General features: G+C 29.2%; 21 protein-coding genes and 1 pseudogene. 11 read left to right on the top strand and 11 right to left on the bottom strand.

Annotated features, from left to right (window positions below):
* Position 1: 1 nt before the first annotated feature.
* The 11 genes from CAMP5060_RS01805 to CAMP5060_RS01755 form a co-directional block, all read right to left on the bottom strand.
* Positions 2-493 carry a hypothetical protein gene (locus CAMP5060_RS01805; RefSeq protein WP_087699023.1) on the bottom strand — a complete coding sequence of 164 codons (492 nt, stop codon included), beginning with the start codon at positions 491-493 and terminating at the stop codon, positions 2-4.
* Positions 483-1,082 (bottom strand): ribosome biogenesis GTP-binding protein YihA/YsxC, encoded by a 600-nt coding sequence (gene yihA / locus CAMP5060_RS01800; RefSeq protein ID WP_087699024.1) that lies wholly within the window; start codon positions 1,080-1,082, stop codon positions 483-485. The genes CAMP5060_RS01805 and yihA overlap by 11 nt, the downstream gene beginning before the upstream one ends.
* A complete protein-coding gene (gene lptA / locus CAMP5060_RS01795) occupies positions 1,079-1,537 on the bottom strand; it encodes a lipopolysaccharide transport periplasmic protein LptA (protein WP_337217392.1) in 459 nt (152 codons plus the stop codon). Before lptA ends, yihA begins: the two co-directional genes overlap by 4 nt.
* The gene (locus tag CAMP5060_RS01790; RefSeq protein WP_087699026.1) at positions 1,519-2,025 is read right to left on the bottom strand and encodes a hypothetical protein; all 507 of its coding nucleotides are present in this window, start codon (positions 2,023-2,025) and stop codon (positions 1,519-1,521) included. Before CAMP5060_RS01790 ends, lptA begins: the two co-directional genes overlap by 19 nt.
* On the bottom strand, positions 2,016-2,504 hold the full coding sequence (locus CAMP5060_RS01785) for an HAD hydrolase family protein (RefSeq protein ID WP_087699027.1): 489 nt from the start codon (positions 2,502-2,504) through the stop codon (positions 2,016-2,018). The genes CAMP5060_RS01790 and CAMP5060_RS01785 overlap by 10 nt, the downstream gene beginning before the upstream one ends.
* Before the next feature lie 4 nt (positions 2,505-2,508).
* Positions 2,509-3,348, bottom strand: coding sequence for a septal ring lytic transglycosylase RlpA family protein (locus CAMP5060_RS01780; protein WP_087699028.1), 840 nt, complete (start codon positions 3,346-3,348; stop codon positions 2,509-2,511).
* The gene (locus CAMP5060_RS01775) at positions 3,284-4,435 is read right to left on the bottom strand and encodes a lytic transglycosylase domain-containing protein (protein ID WP_337217800.1); all 1,152 of its coding nucleotides are present in this window, start codon (positions 4,433-4,435) and stop codon (positions 3,284-3,286) included. Before CAMP5060_RS01775 ends, CAMP5060_RS01780 begins: the two co-directional genes overlap by 65 nt.
* Positions 4,435-5,232, bottom strand: coding sequence for a TatD family hydrolase (locus CAMP5060_RS01770; RefSeq protein WP_337217799.1), 798 nt, complete (start codon positions 5,230-5,232; stop codon positions 4,435-4,437). The genes CAMP5060_RS01775 and CAMP5060_RS01770 overlap by 1 nt, the downstream gene beginning before the upstream one ends.
* Positions 5,223-6,467 carry a bile resistance response regulator CbrR gene (cbrR, locus tag CAMP5060_RS01765; RefSeq protein WP_087699031.1) on the bottom strand — a complete coding sequence of 415 codons (1,245 nt, stop codon included), beginning with the start codon at positions 6,465-6,467 and terminating at the stop codon, positions 5,223-5,225. Before cbrR ends, CAMP5060_RS01770 begins: the two co-directional genes overlap by 10 nt.
* Positions 6,468-6,529: 62 nt before the next feature.
* On the bottom strand, positions 6,530-8,044 hold the full coding sequence (locus CAMP5060_RS01760; RefSeq protein ID WP_337217798.1) for an AAA family ATPase: 1,515 nt from the start codon (positions 8,042-8,044) through the stop codon (positions 6,530-6,532).
* Positions 8,044-8,874: an NAD(+)/NADH kinase gene (locus CAMP5060_RS01755; protein WP_087699033.1), complete on the bottom strand. Its 831-nt coding sequence runs from the start codon at positions 8,872-8,874 to the stop codon at positions 8,044-8,046. Before CAMP5060_RS01755 ends, CAMP5060_RS01760 begins: the two co-directional genes overlap by 1 nt.
* 85 nt (positions 8,875-8,959) lie before the next feature.
* On the opposite strand from CAMP5060_RS01755, the gene aspS reads away from it, so the two are divergent.
* The 11 genes and pseudogenes from aspS (at position 8,960) to CAMP5060_RS01700 (ending at position 19,119) form a co-directional block, all read left to right on the top strand.
* Positions 8,960-10,711, top strand: coding sequence for an aspartate--tRNA ligase (gene aspS, locus CAMP5060_RS01750; RefSeq protein ID WP_337217797.1), 1,752 nt, complete (start codon positions 8,960-8,962; stop codon positions 10,709-10,711).
* The gene (locus CAMP5060_RS01745) at positions 10,708-11,280 is read left to right on the top strand and encodes an adenylate kinase (RefSeq protein ID WP_261530042.1); all 573 of its coding nucleotides are present in this window, start codon (positions 10,708-10,710) and stop codon (positions 11,278-11,280) included. Before aspS ends, CAMP5060_RS01745 begins: the two co-directional genes overlap by 4 nt.
* Before the next feature lie 10 nt (positions 11,281-11,290).
* Complete coding sequence (gene ppa, locus CAMP5060_RS01740; RefSeq protein WP_087699036.1) at positions 11,291-11,809, top strand: inorganic diphosphatase; 519 nt, start codon at positions 11,291-11,293, stop codon at positions 11,807-11,809.
* A 35-nt stretch (positions 11,810-11,844) separates the two neighbouring features.
* Positions 11,845-12,879 carry a hypothetical protein gene (locus CAMP5060_RS01735; protein ID WP_261530041.1) on the top strand — a complete coding sequence of 345 codons (1,035 nt, stop codon included), beginning with the start codon at positions 11,845-11,847 and terminating at the stop codon, positions 12,877-12,879.
* A 78-nt stretch (positions 12,880-12,957) separates the two neighbouring features.
* Positions 12,958-15,570 carry a valine--tRNA ligase gene (locus CAMP5060_RS01730; RefSeq protein ID WP_337217796.1) on the top strand — a complete coding sequence of 871 codons (2,613 nt, stop codon included), beginning with the start codon at positions 12,958-12,960 and terminating at the stop codon, positions 15,568-15,570.
* A gap of 3 nt (positions 15,571-15,573) precedes the next feature.
* Positions 15,574-16,530 (top strand): ATP-binding cassette domain-containing protein, encoded by a 957-nt coding sequence (locus CAMP5060_RS01725; protein ID WP_214126278.1) that lies wholly within the window; start codon positions 15,574-15,576, stop codon positions 16,528-16,530.
* Positions 16,531-16,532: 2 nt separating this feature from the next.
* Positions 16,533-17,189: pseudogene (locus CAMP5060_RS01720) on the top strand (methionine ABC transporter permease); the annotation flags it as partial.
* A 9-nt stretch (positions 17,190-17,198) separates the two neighbouring features.
* A complete protein-coding gene (locus CAMP5060_RS01715) occupies positions 17,199-17,435 on the top strand; it encodes a hypothetical protein (protein WP_337217795.1) in 237 nt (78 codons plus the stop codon).
* 89 nt (positions 17,436-17,524) lie between these two features.
* The gene (locus tag CAMP5060_RS01710) at positions 17,525-18,022 is read left to right on the top strand and encodes a hypothetical protein (RefSeq protein ID WP_337217794.1); all 498 of its coding nucleotides are present in this window, start codon (positions 17,525-17,527) and stop codon (positions 18,020-18,022) included.
* A gap of 47 nt (positions 18,023-18,069) precedes the next feature.
* Positions 18,070-18,222, top strand: coding sequence for a hypothetical protein (locus CAMP5060_RS01705; RefSeq protein WP_337217793.1), 153 nt, complete (start codon positions 18,070-18,072; stop codon positions 18,220-18,222).
* Positions 18,223-18,348: 126 nt separating this feature from the next.
* The gene (locus tag CAMP5060_RS01700; protein ID WP_337217792.1) at positions 18,349-19,119 is read left to right on the top strand and encodes a MetQ/NlpA family ABC transporter substrate-binding protein; all 771 of its coding nucleotides are present in this window, start codon (positions 18,349-18,351) and stop codon (positions 19,117-19,119) included.
* The last annotated feature ends 6 nt before the right edge of the window (positions 19,120-19,125 follow it).

Below are 19,125 nucleotides of genomic sequence, written 5' to 3'. Positions count from 1 at the left end.
ATTAGATTTTCCCTTTAAAAATAACAAAAGAAATCAAAGCTTCAACAGCAAAAAACCATAAATATTCAATACCAAATTTTAAAATTTCACTATTATCCAAATAAGCCAAAAACACATCAAAAAGATAGATAAAAATATAAGCACAAAAAGTAAATATAACGAGTAAATAATGCCCTAACTTTAACTTGCTCTTAAACCAATCGACAAAAAAATGATAAAAGATAAAAAAGGCTATCCAAGAACTAAAAAGATAAAATCCATGGATAATATCAATTAATAAAAGATAAAACAAAGAAAAATACCATCTAAAATCAAGCTTATTAAGGGTTCTTTCTTTTTCTTTTAAAAGCACTATCATGTAACAAAAAAATACCCCGAACAAAGGAGGCATCCAATAATACACAGAACTTAGCACTTGATAAAAAATCAAAGATAAATAAAAAAATAAATAAGAAAAATCAAATCTATTTTTTACTAAATTTCTACTCCTCATTAAAACCCAAGCTCTCTAAAATAATTTTTTGTTCTAATTTATCAATACCACTTTTTTTCAAATTTGACACCAAAATGGCATTTTTATTTGCATTTAAAATTTTTGCTTTTTGACTTTGATTGAGCTTGTCTGCTTTTGTAAAAACTGTTATTTTTTTTTGATCAGCTCTAATAAAAGAATCTAAATATAAATCCAAATTTGCATCAATATCTAAATTTTCATGCCTTGAATCTATTAAATGGATAAAAAGCTTGATAGAACTGCGCTCTTTTAAAAACTCGTCTAAATTTTTATTCCAAATAGCCTTAGTTTTTTTGCTCACTTTAGCATAACCAAAACCAGGTAAATCAATAAATATTAGTTTAAATTTATCCTCATCTTTTTTACAATCAACTTCAAAAAAATTAATGAGTTGGGTTTTACCCGGAGTTGAAGAGCTTTTTGCTAAATTTTTATTTTTGCATAGTGTATTAATCAAAGAACTTTTACCCACATTAGAGCGTCCTAAAAAAGCGATTTCAGTGTATATAGGTTGTGGAGCTTCATCTATTTTAGAAGCAGAAATTAAAAATTTAGCATTTAATATCATTCTTTTACTTCAAATACAAATTTAGCAGGTTTTTTATCTTTACTCACTACTCTATAAGTCATATTTTTTCTATCTACTATGATTTTATCCCCTATGAGTTCCTTTTTTGACTGTACTTCTATAATTTTTGCATTGCCATTAATCTCATATGTATCCTTAGCTACATTGTAAATAAACTCATCACCACTTCCATGATAAGTTTTATCTTTCATCATGATTTTAAATCTAGCATCTTTAGTAGCTATATACTTAATAGGTTGTTTATTTTTCATATAAATGACTAATTTTTGCGAATTTAAAACATCATTACCTTTTTTAACTTCTACATCACCGGTTAATACACTTGTTTCATTTTTTTCATCTAAATAAAAATCTTTAGCATAAACTTCTATTTTTTGCGCACTAAATGCAAATAAATTTAACAAACACAAAAAAATTATTGCTCTAAAAACCATGCTTTTATTCCTTGAATTTTTAATTCTTTTTGATTCACATCATATAAAAAATTATCCCCAAAAATCTCATTTAAACCTACATATGCTTTAAAATTATCATTAGAAAATAAAATTTTATTTTTCATATCGTAAGTTGCTTTTTGGGTAAAAATAGAAGTTTGATTATGATCAAAATAACTTACATTACCTTCTAAAATGGATTTTTCATCATTTCTTACTAATAAATCCGAACTTAAATTATAATCAAGTGCTTGCACTTTAAAATCATCAAAAATATCTTTATCTTGGTATTTTACCCAACGACTTGCTTGATAGCTAGCTTTTGTAACAGATGTATTAAGCTCATAATCAAACACATCAAACGCTTGCATATTTGCCACATCTACCTTTTGCGGTTTTATGGCGAACAAATAAGGATCTTGAGTACTTAAAATCACCATAACAAAGGCAAATAAACTCATTAATATAGCAAAAATTTTTATCGCCAAAGTTTATCCCATTGAGCTTGCATATTATTATGTTCAATTAAAATTTCTATCATCTCACTTACCGCCCCATTACCACCTTTTCTGTTTAAAACTTTATCAGTTTTTAAAGCCTTATGTGCATCTTTTGGCTTAAAACTATAAGCAACTGCTTCAAGTAAACTCATATCATTATAATAATCCCCAATAGCAGCACATTGAGAAAAATCTAAATTTAATTTTTCTAAAATTTCTTTAGCACAAGCTAGTTTATCGCTAATACCTTGATATACTAGATCAATTTTTAAATCTCTAGCTCTAAAATACACACACTCACTAGTCCTGCCTGTAATAATAGCAACTTTTTTACCAAGCTTTTGCCAAGCCTCAATTGCTGCGCCATCTTTTACATTAAACTCTTTAATTTCACCATAATTTTGTGTGTAGATGATTTTACCATCTGTTAGACAACCATCTACATCTAAAAAAATAAGCTCTATCATAATTTTACTCTCTTACTATAAACGCACCTGGGAAAGATCCGCTATCAACAAAATCTCTTGCTTCTTGCTCGCTTCTAAAGCCTTTTAAAAATACTCTATGTAAACCATCTTTAGCACTTGTTTGTATAGTCGAAGTGTAAGAGTTATAGTTTTTATACCTACTTGCTATTAACTCTGCACCGCTTTTATTTCTAAATGCACCAATTTGCACCATAAAAGATCCACCTTGGAAAATATGGCCACTATCAGCAATCTCTCCACTACTACCTAAATTAGAATTAGTATGCACTGAACCTGAGTTTGCACTTGTTCCAAAGCCAATTACTTCAAGTCTTACAGGAGCTGTTCCTGCTTGAATCATATCAATATCTCTTGCAGCCATATTAGATAAATCTATAATCCTACCTGCCACAAAAGGTCCTCTATCATTAATCCTAACAGTAGTTTGACGGTGATTTTTTAAATTAGTTACTTTTACTATAGTATTCATAGGTAAAGTTTTATGAGCTGCAGTATAAGCATGTTGATCATAAGTTTCACCATTAGAAGTTTTTTTACCATGAAAACCCGGTCCATACCAACTAGCTATACCATCAGCAGTCTCACCTACTTCTACTACAGTTGGATAATAAGTTTTGCCATTAATAGTATAAGGCTTCATAGTGCCTTTTAAACTAGTGTTGTTATGTTTTATACTTTTAAAGTCCCTCTCTGGATAATACACAGTAGGCGTACTAATAGGCACCATACTACAAGCACTAAATAAAACTCCTACACAACTAACGACTAACGACTTTTGTATGAGAGTTTTTTGGTAATTTTTGAGTAGTTTTGATTTTTGCATTGTTATTCTCCTTAATTTTTAACACAAGTTTTTGATTAATATTGATTAAATTTCCTTTAATTTTATTATATTCTTTAATACTTTCAATGCTAATTTTGTGTTTTCTTGCAATAGTATAAAGACTATCACCCTCTTTTACTATATAAATTTTTGTATGTGGAATGGTTGTATCCACTTTGGCTAATTTTACATTCTCTAATGCCTTTTCTACTACCACGCTTTTGCTTAAAGGGATATACATATAATAATCTTTTTTATCAGGTGGAGTAAAGTCATAATTAAAATGTGGATTATAACGCTTAAATTCATTATAAGACATCTTGGCTACTTTAGCAAGCTCTCTTAAAGAAACACTTGGTGGAACTGAAATTTTTTTAACCTCACTTGATAGGGCATAATTAAGCAAAGCACTATCTTGAGAAATCAAAAAGTCATTATTGTTTGCCAAAAATGCCATAGTAAGAATTTTTCTAATAAAAATCCTAGTTTCTAATGGTAAGTATTTTTTATCAGGATCAAGTAAGATTCTTAAATCATCACTTTTTGCTTTTTTTATAGCTTGGCGTAATTTGCCATCACCACAATTATAAGCCAAAATAGCCAAATACCATTTTCCAAATTGCTCTTTTAGTTGTTTTAAATAAGTAATAGCTGCATAAGTTGATTTTACTAAATCTTTTCTCTCATCTACATAAGGATCTATCCTTAAGCCTAAAGTTTGTGCTGTTGGCTTCATAAACTGCCAAACACCCACTGCTTTAGTTCTTGAAATACTGTGAATTTTCAAACCAGATTCTACAATCGCTAAGTATAAAAATTCTTGAGGGATATTTTCTTTTTCTAAGATTTTGCGGATAATCGGGGTAATTTTGTAAAATTCCCTCATAGTATCTACCAAAGTTTTAGAATGCATATCTATGGAAGATTCTTTAAATTCTAAAAAAATCATATCACTAAGATAGCTTGCTTCTATATCTAAATTTCTTAAAATTTGTGCTTGTTGTGTGTAATGCTCTGGAGTAAATTGTAAGGCCTTAGCATTTAAACATAATAATACTAAAATAAAAAATAAAAAACTTTTTTTCATTATAAACCTTGGAAAAATAAACGATTAGCGTTAAAATTAGTAAGTTTTATTATTTCATTTTTAGATAATTTTAAAAGCTCAGCCATTTTTTGAGCTACAAAATGCATCAAAATAGGATCATTTACCTTACCACGATATGGTTCTGGAGTTAAATAAGGTCCATCTGTTTCTAAGACTAGTTTATCCTTTGGAATTTTAGGTAAAATTTCCACTAATTTTTTTGCATTTTTAAAAGTTAAAACTCCACCTATACCAAAATAAAATCCTTCATCAGCTAACTGAAGTAAAAGCTCGCTAGCATTAAAACAATGCAAAACACCGCCTTGTAAATCTTTTGCATACTTTTTTAAAATATTAAAACTATCTTCATTGGCTTCACGCACATGCACAATCAAAGGTTTTTTGTATTCAATAGCTAGTTGTATTTGGGTTATAAAAACTTCTTTTTGCTTTGCTTTTATTTCTTCTTCATCTGCTTTTAAACGATAATAATCAAGTCCACACTCACCCACTGCAACGCATTTTTTATCATCTATAAATTCTTTTAAAACTTCTAAATCAAAATCATCTATATCGTAAGGATGTACCCCACAAGAAAAATACACATTTTCATAATTATGTGCAATTTCTCTTGCTCTTGGTAAATCTTTTATATCTGCACCGGGTATGATGATTTTATCTACTCCATTAGCAAAAGCATGATTTAATATTTCATCTAAATATCCAAAATAAGCTTGACTATCTAGATGACAATGCGTGTCTATGATTTTTTCACTAAAATCACAATCTAAAAACATACCTCTACCCTATTTTTACCATTAGACTTAGCTAAATCTAGTGCCTTTTGAGCATTATCTAATAAATCTTGCATTTGACTTATTTTAGCACCAAAAGCAACTCCTACAGAAACACTATAATCTACTTCATCTAAAGCTATTAAAACGCTTTCTTTGGAAATATTAACTCTTATATTTGAAAACACTTTTAAAGCTTCTTTATGTCCAGTATTTTTCAACAACACGTAAAACTTACCATCTTCAATCTTAGTTGCTAAATCCATACCGCGAATTTGGTCTTTGATTTTTTTAGCCGTGTGCTTAATCACTCCATCACCACAATCATAGCTTAACTCATAATTAATTGTTGCAAGATTATCAATATCAATCAAAGCCAAAGCCATCTCTTCGTTTTCTTGCATATCTTCTAAGTAATCTAAAAATCTTTTTTCAAAATTTGCATAATCATCAAGTCCTGTTAGCAAATCCTTACCCAAACTATATTCATCAAGTAAAACGCATTTTTGCATATAATCTAAACAATTATTTACCCTGCAATTAAGCGATTCTTTTTGAAAAGGTCTAATAACATAATCATTCACACCCTTTCTAAAAGCCCTTGCTTCCAATGCATCATCTTTATCTCCAACCATAATTACACCAAGCTCTATTTTAGAATATTTTGAACGAATTTCTACAAGTAAATCTTCTCCATTAATTACTGGCATAGTTGCATCACAAATTACTAATTTTGTATCAGGATTATCACTTAAATAACTTAACGCTTCTTCTCCATGAGCTGCTGCTAAGACATTAAAAAGTTGATTATTTAAATTTTTCTTCATTTCTGCACGTAAAGTTACATTTGCGATTGCTAAAATTATCTTGGTTTTATTGTTTTTTTGAAGCATTCTAATAGAGTTTAGCATTTCATCAATACAGCTTTCACTTTCTTTTTGAATATAACCAATAATATCTTTTTCCATAAATTTCTTACGCGTTTGTCCATCGCTACTTCCTGTAAGAACTATAGCAGGAATATTTTTTTCTAAAATTACATCCACTACTTCTCCATTAGGTGCATCTGGCAAGCAAAGATCCACAAAGGCCATAAAATAATCATTTTTCACCAATTCTTTAGCACTATTCATATCAAAAGCAACATCTACTTTTAAACCTAAAGTATTTTCCACTTTTTTCGCCAAAAGTTTTGTAAGCATTTTATTATCATCAATAATTAAAATTTTTTGTTCCATGAATTAACTCTCTTTAACAATTTAAAATATAATTATATCATATAGAAATTTACTTTTTATTTTTAAAGTAAAGTTCTAGTAAATTCCAAAGCTTCTTGTGTGATATTTTCCCCACTTACCATTCTAGCAAGCTCTCTTACTCTTTCTTCTTTTTCTATTTTTCTTACCCTACTTTCATTTCCTATTTTTTCTACTAAAAAATGATTACTTGCTTTTGATGAAAGCTGCGGTAAATGTGAAATTGCAAAAATTTGATAAAATTTTGCAAGTTCTTTTAATACTTCAGCTATACTCATAGCTTCTTTGCCACTTAAATTTGCATCAATTTCGTCTAAAAATATTATCCCACTAGCCTTATTAGTGACATTACATTCAGTTGCAATAAAAGAAAGTCTTAGACGGTTTATCTCACCCGAGCTTAAATTTTTCAAACTAGCTTCATTGATATTTAAACTCACTTCATCTTTACCTAAAACACTCAAAGCACAGTCTTTAAGTTCTAATTTAACTTCCTTCATATAAAGTTTTTCAAGATAAAAATTAAGTAATTTTTCAAGCTCTTTTAATCTTTTTTTACGCAAAGTGCTTAATTTTTGACTTTTCTCATTTAAAAGTATTTTAGTGTTTTGTACTTTTTCTTCTAATTCCTTTTTTTCAAAACTTAAATTTTCATAATGAGCTAATTCTGCTTTTTTCTTCCCTAAAGCTTCTAAAGCTTCTTCTATGCTTCCATATTTTGAAATCAAAGAAGAAAGTTTTTCTATCCTATCAAGCACTTCTTCTATGTCAAAATCAAAATCATCAAAACTTTGACTTTCCCATACCACCCTTAACTCATTTAAACATTCTGAAAAAAATGAACTATCAACATCACTAATTTGTAAAGCTTCAACCACTGCTGATTCTAACTCAAAAATTCTACTTGCCCTATTCCAAGCAGCATCAATTTTGTCTTTTTTTGAAAGCCTTTTTTTAAGACTCATTAATTCATCAAATTCACCATTTTTTGGGTTAATACTTTGGATTTTTTGTATTTCAAAGCTAGTAAATTCTTTTAACTCTTCTACTTTTTTTTCTTCTTCTTGAATTTTTTCTAATTTAATTTTATTTTCTATATATTCTTTATAAATGTTTTTATATTCATTTAAAAAATCTTGAAATTTCTTATCTTCTTTTGATTGCATAAAATCAAGTAAGTTTAAAAACCTTTCATTTGAAAACTCATTATTTTCTTTAGCTGAAAGATGTTTTACAAATTTCTTAGAAAGTAAAGCCAAATTCTTTTTTGAAATAAGTTGATTATTGATAAAATAACGTGAGCTTTTATCTTTTAAAAGTTTAAATACATTTATTTCTTCATTTTCAATACCAAACTCATCTAACTCAAGCTCATCATTTAATAAAACTTCCACCATCTTTGCTTCACTCTCACTTAAAGCAAACACTGCTAAAATAGCCTTAAAAAGCACAGACTTTCCAGCACCACTTAAGCCAGTAAAAACAGTAAGTCCAGCTTCTAAGTCTAATTTTGCTTGTTTAAAACCTAAATTTTCTTTAATTAAAATGCTTTCTATCATTACTTACCCCAATTTAACTTTTCTTTTAAAACTTGGAAATAATCTCTATCTTTTTTATGTATAAAACTAAGTTCTTTTTTACTAAGTCCTATAAGAATTTTATCATATTCTTTAGGATCAATCACTTCTTGCCCATCTAAATATAACAAACAATGCTCAACTTTTAATTCAAGTTCAAAACCATAAGGTAAAACTATAGGTCTTTGAGTTAAAGAATGAGAACAAACCGGAGTTAGAACAAAAATTTCACTCCAAGGATGTACTATAGGCCCACCTGCACTAATATTATAAGCAGTTGAACCACTTGAACTAGCTATGATTAAACCATCTCCATAATAAGCATTAAAAAGTTTATTTTCAAAAAAAACTTCCACATTTGCCATTAAAGCATTATCACGAGAAAAAACTGCGTCATTAAAAGCAAATTTTTTAATGATTTTATTCTTTTTACAAAGTGATATTTGAAGCATTTTGGCTTTTTCTATTTTAAAATCATTTTTAAAAAAATCTTTAAAAAAACTTTCTACCTCACTAAAAGAAAAAGCAGTTAAAAAACCTAAATTTCCTGCATTTATACCTAAAATAGGCTTTTTTGCTTGATAAGCTTGTCTGCATAAAGATAAAAGCGTGCCATCCCCACCTAGAGAAATCAAAAAATCTAATTTTTTTAAATCTTTTAGATTAATTTTTTCTTGATCTAATAACACAAGCTCTATATTTTTTTGCAAAAAAATTGTTTTTAAAAAAGCAATTTGCTCATTTAAATTTGTATTTAACCTGCAAAATAAGCCTATTTTTTGAATTTTTTCTATATTTATATTTTTTTTCATAAAAAAATTATAACAAAACTTAGCTAAGCAAAAGAATAAAATACTATAATAACAAAATTGAACAAAATTAAGCTAAGGAAAAATTTTGAGAACTCATTATAATACAGAGCTTAACATACAAAATGTTGGCGCGGAAGTAACATTATGTGGTTGGGTAAATTCTTACCGTGATCACGGAGGTGTAATTTTTATCGATCTTAGAGATCGTAGCGGACTTATACAGTTAGTATGTGATCCTGCAGATAATCAAGAAGCACATAATATAGCTTCATCAGTGAGAAATGAATATGTTTTAATAGCACAAGGTAAAATTCGCCCACGTGGTGAAGGACTTGTAAATCCAAAATTAAAAACCGGAGAAATAGAAGTTGTTATAAGCAAACTTACTATTGAAAATGAAAGTGCTGTAATACCTTTTGCCATAGGCGATGAAAGTGTAAATGAAGAATTAAGATTAAAATATAGATTTTTAGATTTAAGAAGCAAAAAACTTTATGATAATTTTGCTCTAAGATCAACTGCTTGTATTGCAACAAGAAATTCTTTAGCAAAAATGGGATTTTTAGAGGTTGAAACCCCTATTTTAACCAAAGCCACTCCAGAAGGCGCAAGGGATTATTTAGTACCATCACGCGTACATCAAGGTGAATTTTATGCCCTGCCTCAAAGTCCTCAACTTTTCAAACAACTTTTAATGTGTTCAGGATTTGATAGATATTTTCAAATTGCAAAATGTTTTAGAGATGAGGATTTAAGAGCAGATCGTCAACCTGAATTTACTCAAATAGACATAGAAATGAGTTTTTGTGAGCAAAAAGATATCATAGCTATGGCAGAAAATTTACTCAAAGATATTTTCAAAGCTTGCGGAAAAGAAATTAGCATACCTTTTAGACAAATGAGTTACAAAGAAGCTATGGAAAATTATGGCTCTGATAAACCTGATTTAAGATTTGATATGAAATTTATTGATGTGATTGATATTTTTGCAAAATCAAATAACGAAATTTTTGCAAATATTGCAAAAGATACAAAGAAAAATCGTATTAAAGCTTTAAGAGTTCCAAAAGGCGATACGATTTTCTCTAAACGCCAAATGCAAAGATTTGAAGAATTTGTGCGCAAATTTGGAGCAGCAGGACTTGCATTCATACAAATGAAAGAAGATGGTCCTAAGGGTCCACTTTGTAAATTCTTTAGCGAAGAGGATTTGAATGCTTTAATTCAAAGATGTGAATTAGAAGTTGAAGATGTAGTATTTTTTGGTGCAGGAGCTAAGAAAACTGTGCTTGATTATATGGGTAGATTTAGATTATTCCTTGCTGATGAAATGAAAATTATTGATGAGGATAGATTAGAATTTTTATGGGTTATTGATTTTCCTATGTTTGAGCAAAATGATGATGGAAGCTATTCTGCAATGCACCATCCATTTACTATGCCAAAAAATATTGATGAGCAAGATTTAGAAGAAATTAATTCTATTGCACACGATGTGGTATTAAATGGTGTAGAATTAGGTGGTGGTAGCATAAGAATTCATAAAAGCCCTATCCAACAAAAAGTCTTTAAGCTTTTAAATATTGACGAAGAAGAACAAAGAAAGAAATTTGGCTTCTTGCTTGATGCATTAAGCTTTGGAGCACCGCCACATGGTGGTATAGCGATAGGCCTTGATAGACTTATCATGCTTTTAACAAAATCTTCAAGCATTAGAGAAGTCATAGCATTTCCAAAAACCCAAAGAGCACAATGTCTTATGACTCAAGCTCCAAGCGAAGTAAGCAATGAACAAATGAGAGAACTAGGTATAAGATTAAGGGAGAATACTAAATGAAACAATTATTTTTAATCATAGGTGCACCAGGTAGTGGTAAAACAACCGATGCAAGCATCATAGCTAAAGATGATGCAAACATTACTCATTATTCTACAGGTGATTTACTAAGAGCAGAAGTGGCTAGTGGTAGTGAGCTTGGAAAGACTATTGATAGTTTTATTTCTAAAGGAAATTTAGTTCCTTTGGAAGTAGTAGTTAATACTATCATCACTGCTTTAAAAAATGCACCAACTAATACTATATTAATAGATGGTTATCCAAGAAGTGTTGAACAAATGCTTGAGTTTGATAAGGTATTAAAAAATCAAAATGAAGTAAATTTAAAAGGTGTTATAGAAGTTAAAGTTAGTGAAGAAGTTGCTAGAGAAAGAGTTTTAGGACGTGCTAGAGGTGCTGATGATAACGAAGAAGTTTTCAATAATAGAATGAAAGTTTATTTAGAACCTTTAAAAGAAATAACAAATTTCTATACTAAAGAAAATATCCACCATGCAATCAATGGTGAAAGAAGTATTGAAGCTATTGTAACTGATATGAAAAATTTAATCAATGATTTATTAAAATAAAGGATAAAAAATGGATATTCGCAAAATCAAAGTTGGAGAAGTACCAAACAAACTTAATGCAGTTATTGAAATTCCTTATGGATCAAACATTAAATACGAGCTTGATAAAGAAAGCGGAGCCATCATGGTTGATCGCGTGATGTATTCAGCTATGTTTTATCCAGCAAACTATGGTTTTATACCAAATACTCTTGCAGATGATGGCGATCCTATTGATGTTTTAGTATTAAATGAATACCCTATCCAAGCAGGAGCTGTGATTCCTTGTCGTTTAATAGGAGTATTATTAATGGAAGATGAAAGCGGTATGGATGAAAAATTACTTGCTGTTCCTGTAAGTAAAATTGACCCAAGATATGATAATATTAAATGTTTAGATGATTTACCAAAAGCAAGCTTAGATAAAATCAAAAATTTCTTTGAAACATATAAAATGCTTGAACCAAACAAATGGGTAAAAGTAAAAGAATTTGCAGGCATTGAAAAAGCAAGTGAAATTTTAGAAAATTCTATTAAAAATTATAAATAATCAAAGTCCTTTTGAGGACTTCACAAAGGAAAAAAATGAAAAGTATTATTGCTTTTAGTATAGCTTTTGTGGTGCTAATAGGCGCTAGTATTAGTTTTTATATGTGGTATTTTGAAGACGATTCAAACACTTATGTATATGATTATAAAAAAAGTAGTTCTTATCAAAACTACACTCCGCCAAGTACTCAATATAACCAAGAAAGAAATAATATAAGTGATAATACTTATTATCCATCACAACAAACAAATCAAGAGCCTTTAAAAGAAGAAACTCCAGTGCAAAATAATCCTATCATAGATGAAAATACAAGCACTCAAGAAGTCACGCCAACGACTCAAACAAACACAGCCGAAATTTCTAAAAATGAAATTATTGCACCTAAAGTAGCCCAAGAAGAACAAAAAGTTCTCGTTGAAAACAACAAACAAACAAGCGTAAAAAAAGAAAAAACAACAAAATATAAAAATACTATGCAAGAATACATTGCAAAAGGTAAAACTAGTAGATATGAGCCAAGATTAAGTGATGATTTTGTTAAAGTTTATGTATTAGATGGAAAAAGTTTAAGTGATTATAGAATTGATATGTTAAAAGAAATGATTAATCCTGTTAAAGCTAATTCCAAAGATTATAATTTAACTATTTTTATCGATATGCTTTCAAATGACAATATGAAATTAAGCATATATAATAAAGATATTGTTTTTGCTAAAAATAAGAAAAAATACAATTATGTAGATGTGAAAATTTCTGATTTGAAATTTTTATTTGAAAGAAATGGATATAGTGAATACAGCAATGAAAATTTACTTGAAAAAATCAATCAAAATCTAGCAAGAGAAGATATACTCAAAAGAGTTAAAATTCAAGGTTATGCAGACGATAGAGGTAGTACTTTTGCAAACTATATGATAGGACTAAATAGAGCAATGAACGTGGCTAAACACTTCTTTAGCTTTACTGAGATTATAGAAATAGAATCTTTAGGAAAAGACACCTATCCTACTAAAGATAAGTCTGATTCTCAAAGACAAAATAATCGTAAAGTAGAAATTAGTTTTTTATAACTAATTTCTAAATTTCAAAACTTCTTTAACAATTTTAAGCTAACATAACAATTTATTTTCATTCTCAAGGTAGCAATTATGTATGATAAATCACTAGAAAAAGAATATTATAAAATTTGCGAAGAACGCGGATATTTTGAAATCAATGGTAATGAAAAAATTCAAGAAAAAGGCAAAAATTTTTGTATTATGATGCCACCACCTAATGTAACAGGTGTTTTACATATAGGTCATGCTCTAACTTGTACTTTACAAGATATCACAACGCGTTATAAAAGAATGGATGGTTATAAAACTCTTTATCAGCCAGGACTTGATCATGCAGGGATTGCAACACAAAATGTTGTAGAAAAACAACTTTTAGCTCAAGGTATTAAAAAAGAAGAACTCGGTAGAGAAGAATTTATAAAAAAAGTATGGGAATGGAAAGAGCAAAGCGGTGGTACTATAGTTAAGCAAATGCGAATTTTGGGTATCACTCCTGCTTGGAGTCGTTTACGCTTTACCATGGATGAGGGTTTAGTAAATGCAGTAAAAAAAGCCTTTGTAGATCTTTATGATAAAAAGCTTATTGTGCGTGGAAATTATATGGTAAATTGGTGTACCCATGATGGAGCATTAAGTGATATAGAAGTAGAACACAAAGAAAATAAAGGAAAATTATATTATTTAAAATATTTCTTAGAAAATTCTCAAGAATACATCGTAGTAGCCACCACAAGACCAGAAACTTATTTTGGCGATAGCGCTGTGATGGTTAATCCAAACGATGGAAGATTTAAACACTTAATAGGCAAAAATGTCATTTTACCTTTAATAGATAGAAAAATTCCTATTATTGCTGATGAGCATGTAGATATGGAATTTGGTACAGGCTTTGTGAAAGTAACCCCAGCACATGATCATAATGACTATGAAGTAGGCTTAAGACATAAACTTGAATTTATTACTATCTTTGATGAGAAAGGCATTTTAAATGAGCATTGCTTGCATTTTAAAGGCTTAGAAAGATTAGAAGCAAGAGATATTATTATAAAAGAATTACAAGAAAAAGGTTTTGTTGAAAAAATAGAAGATTACACTAATCAAGTGGGATATTGTTATCGTTGTAAAAATGTGGTTGAGCCCTATATTTCTAAACAATGGTTTGTAAAAAATGAAATTGCAAAAGAAAGCATAGAAAAAGTTAATCTTGGTGGAAGCAAATTCTACCCTGCACATTGGATTAATAGTTTTAATGCTTGGATGAGGGATTTAAAAGATTGGTGTATTTCAAGACAACTTTGGTGGGGTCATCAAATTCCTGTGTATTACTGTGAATGCTCTCATGAATGGGCAAGCGAAGAAACTCCAAGTCAATGCCCAAAATGCCAAAGCACTAATTTCAAACAAGACCCTGATGTTTTAGATACTTGGTTTTCTTCAGGTCTTTGGGCTATGAGTACTTTAGGTTGGGGTAATAAAGACTGGGGCAAAAACACACTTTGGCGTGAAGATGATTTAAAAGACTTTTATCCAAATTCTTTATTAATCACTGGCTTTGATATTTTATTTTTCTGGGTTGCTAGAATGATGTTTCAAAGTACTAATGCCTTAAGTGAGCTTCCTTTTAAAGATATATATTTGCATGCTTTGGTTAAAGATGAACAAGGTAGAAAAATGAGCAAGTCTTTAGGTAATGTCATTGATCCTGTGCAAAGCGTGGATGAATACAGTGCTGATATCTTGCGTTTTACCCTTGCTCTTTTAGCTATCCAAGGTAGAGATATAAAATTAAGCAATGACAAACTCATACAAGTTAGAAATTTTACTAACAAACTTTATAATGCAAGTAAATTTTTACTCTTAAATGAAGAAAAATTTGAAGATTTAGATAAAAGTAAAATTCAAACCAACTTGGCAAAATATATACTATCTCGTTTTGAAGTATGTGTAAAAGAAACAAGAGAAAATTTAGACAATTACCGTTTTAATGATGCAGCAAACACCTTGTATAGATTTTTTTGGGATGAATTTTGTGATTGGGGGATCGAGCTTAGCAAGGCTGAAAAATCAAGCATAAAAGAACTTGGAAGCATTTTTAAAGAAGCATTAAAGCTTTTAAATCCTTTTATGCCATTTATTAGTGAGTATTTATACCATGAGTTAAGTAAAACTTCTATCCAAACTCATGAATCTATAATGATTTCAAAATATCCTAAATTTAATTCTAGAGATGAAAAAATAGAAAAATTATTCAATATCATTATAGAAAGCATAGTAAGTTTACGCCGTGCAAAAACCCTAGTAGAACTTGCAAATGCAAAAATTCAAAAAGCTTGTATAAAATTAAACGATGAGAGTTTAATAGCTGAGTTAAAAAATTACACTAATTTCATCTCAACACTTGCAAAATGTGAAAACATCGAGCTTATTAGTACAAATTTAGAAAAATCCATTAGAGATGTAAGCGAGAATTTAGAAGTATTTATACCAACTCAAAATCTTGATTTAAGCGGTGTTTTAAATAGGCTTAATAGTCAAAAAACAAAACTTGAAAAAGAATTTAACAAGTTAGATGCTATGATGAAAAATGAAAAATTTATCTCTAATGCACCTGCTGCAGTCGTTGAGCAAAATAAAACTCAACTTGAAAGCATTAAAACTCAACTTGAAAAAATCAATGATGAAATTTCTAATTTAGAAGGCTAATAAGTGATAAAAATACAAAATCTTAAAAAATATTATGGTAAAGAATTAGTTATAAATGATGTTTCTTTAGAAGTTAAAGAAGGAGAAATTTATGCTCTTGTTGGACACAGCGGAGCAGGAAAATCAACTTTGCTAAGATGTATTAATGGTTTGGAAAATTACCAAAGCGGTAGCGTACAAGTTTTTGGTAAAGAAATAGCTACCTTAAAAGAAAAAGAGTTAAGAGTATTTAGAAAAGATATAGGAATGATTTTTCAGCATTTTGCACTTATGAGTAGAAAAAATGTATTTGAAAATGTAGCTATGCCTTTAGAAATTCATAATTTTGACAAAAACACAATTCAAAAAAGAGTTAATGAACTTTTAGATCTTGTGGGACTTTTAGCTAAAAGCAAAGCTTATCCAAATGAGCTAAGTGGTGGGCAAAAACAAAGGGTAGCCATAGCTAGAGCCCTTGCTTTAAATCCTAAAATTTTACTAAGCGATGAAGCTACTTCTGCACTTGATCCAAATACTACAAATAACATTTTAGAACTTATTGCCAAAATCAATCAAGAATTTAACATCAGCGTAGTATTAGTAACTCATGAAATGGAAGCAGTAAAACAAATAGCACAAAAGGCTGTATTATTAGAGCATGGACAAATCATAGGTCAAGGGAAAATTGAGGATTTATTCTTAAAGCCAAGTGAAAAAATGCGTGAATTCTTAGGTGAGAGTGATTTTTTACCACTAAATGGAGTTAATGTGCGCTTATATTTTTGCAAAGAAAAAGCAAACCAAAGTATTATCACTCATATGGCTAGAAGTTTAAATATTGATTTTAATATAGTTTGGGGTAAGATAGAAAAACTAAACAACAATGCTTTAGGAAATTTGGTGATCAATATAGAAGCTAAAGATCAAGAAAGAGTTTTAAATTATTTACAAGAAAATGGCGTTATTTGGGAGCTTGTGTAATGAATTTAGAAGCAATTTTAAGAAATTTTGAAAATATACTTTATCCGGCATTACTAGAAACTCTTTATATGAGTTTTACAGCCACTTTTTTAGCTTTTTTAATCGCACTTATCCCTGCAATTATACTTACTGTTACTGATAAAGGTGGCTTGTGGGAAAATAAAAGCATTTATAGCGTGCTTGATTTTATTATCAATATTTTAAGATCTTTTCCATTTTTAGTACTCATTGTGGTTTTAAGTCCTTTTACAAAATATCTCATTGGAATTAGCATAGGTACAACTGCCACGATAGTACCACTTACTATAGGAATTGCACCTTATCTAGCAAAAATGATAGAAAGTGCTTTTAAAGAAATTGATCCTGCTATCATTGAAGCAGCAAGATCTTATGGAGCTAGCAAAGCTCAAATTATCTTTAAAGTAATGTTTAGTGAAGCTTTGCCAAGCATTATTAATGGTATCACTTTGATTTTAATCATCGTAATAGGATTTTCTGCTATGGCAGGAACTGTTGGTGGTGGTGGTTTGGGTGATGTGGCCATTCGCTATGGTTATGAGCGTTTTAGAACTGATATTATGATTCAAACCGTTGTGATTTTAATTATTTTAGTTCAAATCATACAATTTATAGGAAATATTCTTTATAAAATCACCAAAAGATAAACAATGAAATATAAACTTGGTATTTTGCTAGCAGCGACTAAAAATTCAAGCTTTACCATAGGAACTTTACTCATTAATATCATGGATGTTATGGGTAAGAAAGTAGATATATTTTATATTTTACATGATGGTTTTAGCTTGAATGATCAAAATATCATGCAAAAAATTGTTAAAAATAAAACAATCAAATTCATTCCTTTTACCCAAGAAGATTTTTTAGCTGCTCTTGATAAAAATTAAAACGATATTAATAATTTATTTTTCTTAAAAAGATGGACACATATGGCTTTTGCAAGATTGGGTAAAATTTACTTCAAACAGCTCTGCCTTTGGAAAAAAATCATAACAATAAACGAGTATATCAAACAGGGATTTTAGTTTTTACCGATCTTATACCAAATCCTTTACAGTGTTATCAATTCATCTATAATTATCCTTCGCAAAATACCAAAAACCGGCAGGATCAAGGAATTTTTTCCTTAATGACTTATGAAAATCACTTTAAAGTCAAAGATTTAAAAGACAAATACACAGGAAGCACTCATTATCTTACAAATCTTACACAAAATGCCTCTATAGTTCATGCTTGTGGCACTAATAGCCGTTTTTGGAATAGTAAATTTTGCAATCAAACATGGCCTAGATGGCAAGAATATTATGAAAAATGGTTAAAACTTGGAGGAAGTAAATATACAGGATCTTTTTATAAAGATAATAAACAATCCATTCAACGTACAAGATATCATTTATCATACAAGCTAGGTTATGCCTTTATAGAATATGCTAAAAATAAGAAAAAATTCCTTTTTTGCCTTTTACTCTACTAAAGTTTTATTACAAACACACAAAATTTGCTAAACAATATCAAAAAGATTTGAAAACAAAACTTTATCTTAAGCTTCCACCTTTATCAAGCTTTGATGATTATAAAAGTGAAGGTGGTATTAAAAATCAAAATACTTATTCTTATAAAATCAGACAAACTCTCATTAAGGCTCAAAAAATTGGCACAAGGGTGGTTATGTGAATTTTATAAAAGAACTCAAACATTTTGCCAAAAAATACAAAAACAAACAAAAATAAAACTTTTCCTATCTTATTAATATTTTTACAATATAATCAAATATTTTAAAAACTATAAAAAGGAGTTAAAATGAAATTGTTAAAACTGCTCGCTGTAAGCACAATTTTAAGTGCAAGTTTATTTGCTAATGAAGTTATCACTGTAGGTGCAACACCTGTGCCTCACGCTGAAATTTTAGAACAAACCAAAGATTTGCTAAAAAAAGAAGGTTACACATTAGAAATTAAAGAATTTAATGACTATGTTTTACCAAATCTTAGTACAGATAGTAAAGAACTTGATGCAAATTTCTTCCAACATCAGCCTTATTTAGATGAATTTAATGCTAATAAAGGTACAAAATTAATTAGTGTTGCAAAAATTCACATCGAACCAATGGCAGTTTATTCTAAAAAATATAAAAATATCCAAGATCTTCCACAAAATGCTACCATAGCTGTGCCAAATGATCCGACAAATGAAAGCAGAGCTTTAGATATTATCGCTAGTACCAAACTAGTTAGTTTTGAAAATAGTGCATTAAAAACTCCACTTGATATTAAAGATAATCCAAAAAATATCAAATTTAAAGAGTTAAAAGCAGCACAACTTCCAAGAGCTTTAGATGATGTTGATTTTGCAGTGATTAATTCAAACTATGCCTTATCGGCAAATTTAAATCCTGTAAAAGATTCTATTTTAATAGAAAGCAAAGAGAGTCCTTATGCAAATATCTTAGTAACCACTCAAGATAATAAAGACAATCCTAAAATCAAAGCTTTGGTAAAGGCTTTGCAAAGTCAAAAAGTAAAAGATTTTATCAATGAAAAATACCAAGGTGCAGTAGTTCCTGCATTTTAAAATAAA

Source organism: Campylobacter sp. 1569 (assembly GCF_024723675.1).
GTDB lineage: Bacteria > Campylobacterota > Campylobacteria > Campylobacterales > Campylobacteraceae > Campylobacter_D > Campylobacter_D jejuni_C.
Note: the sequence above shows the minus strand (reverse complement) of the source record. Positions and strands in the feature narration are given on the sequence as shown.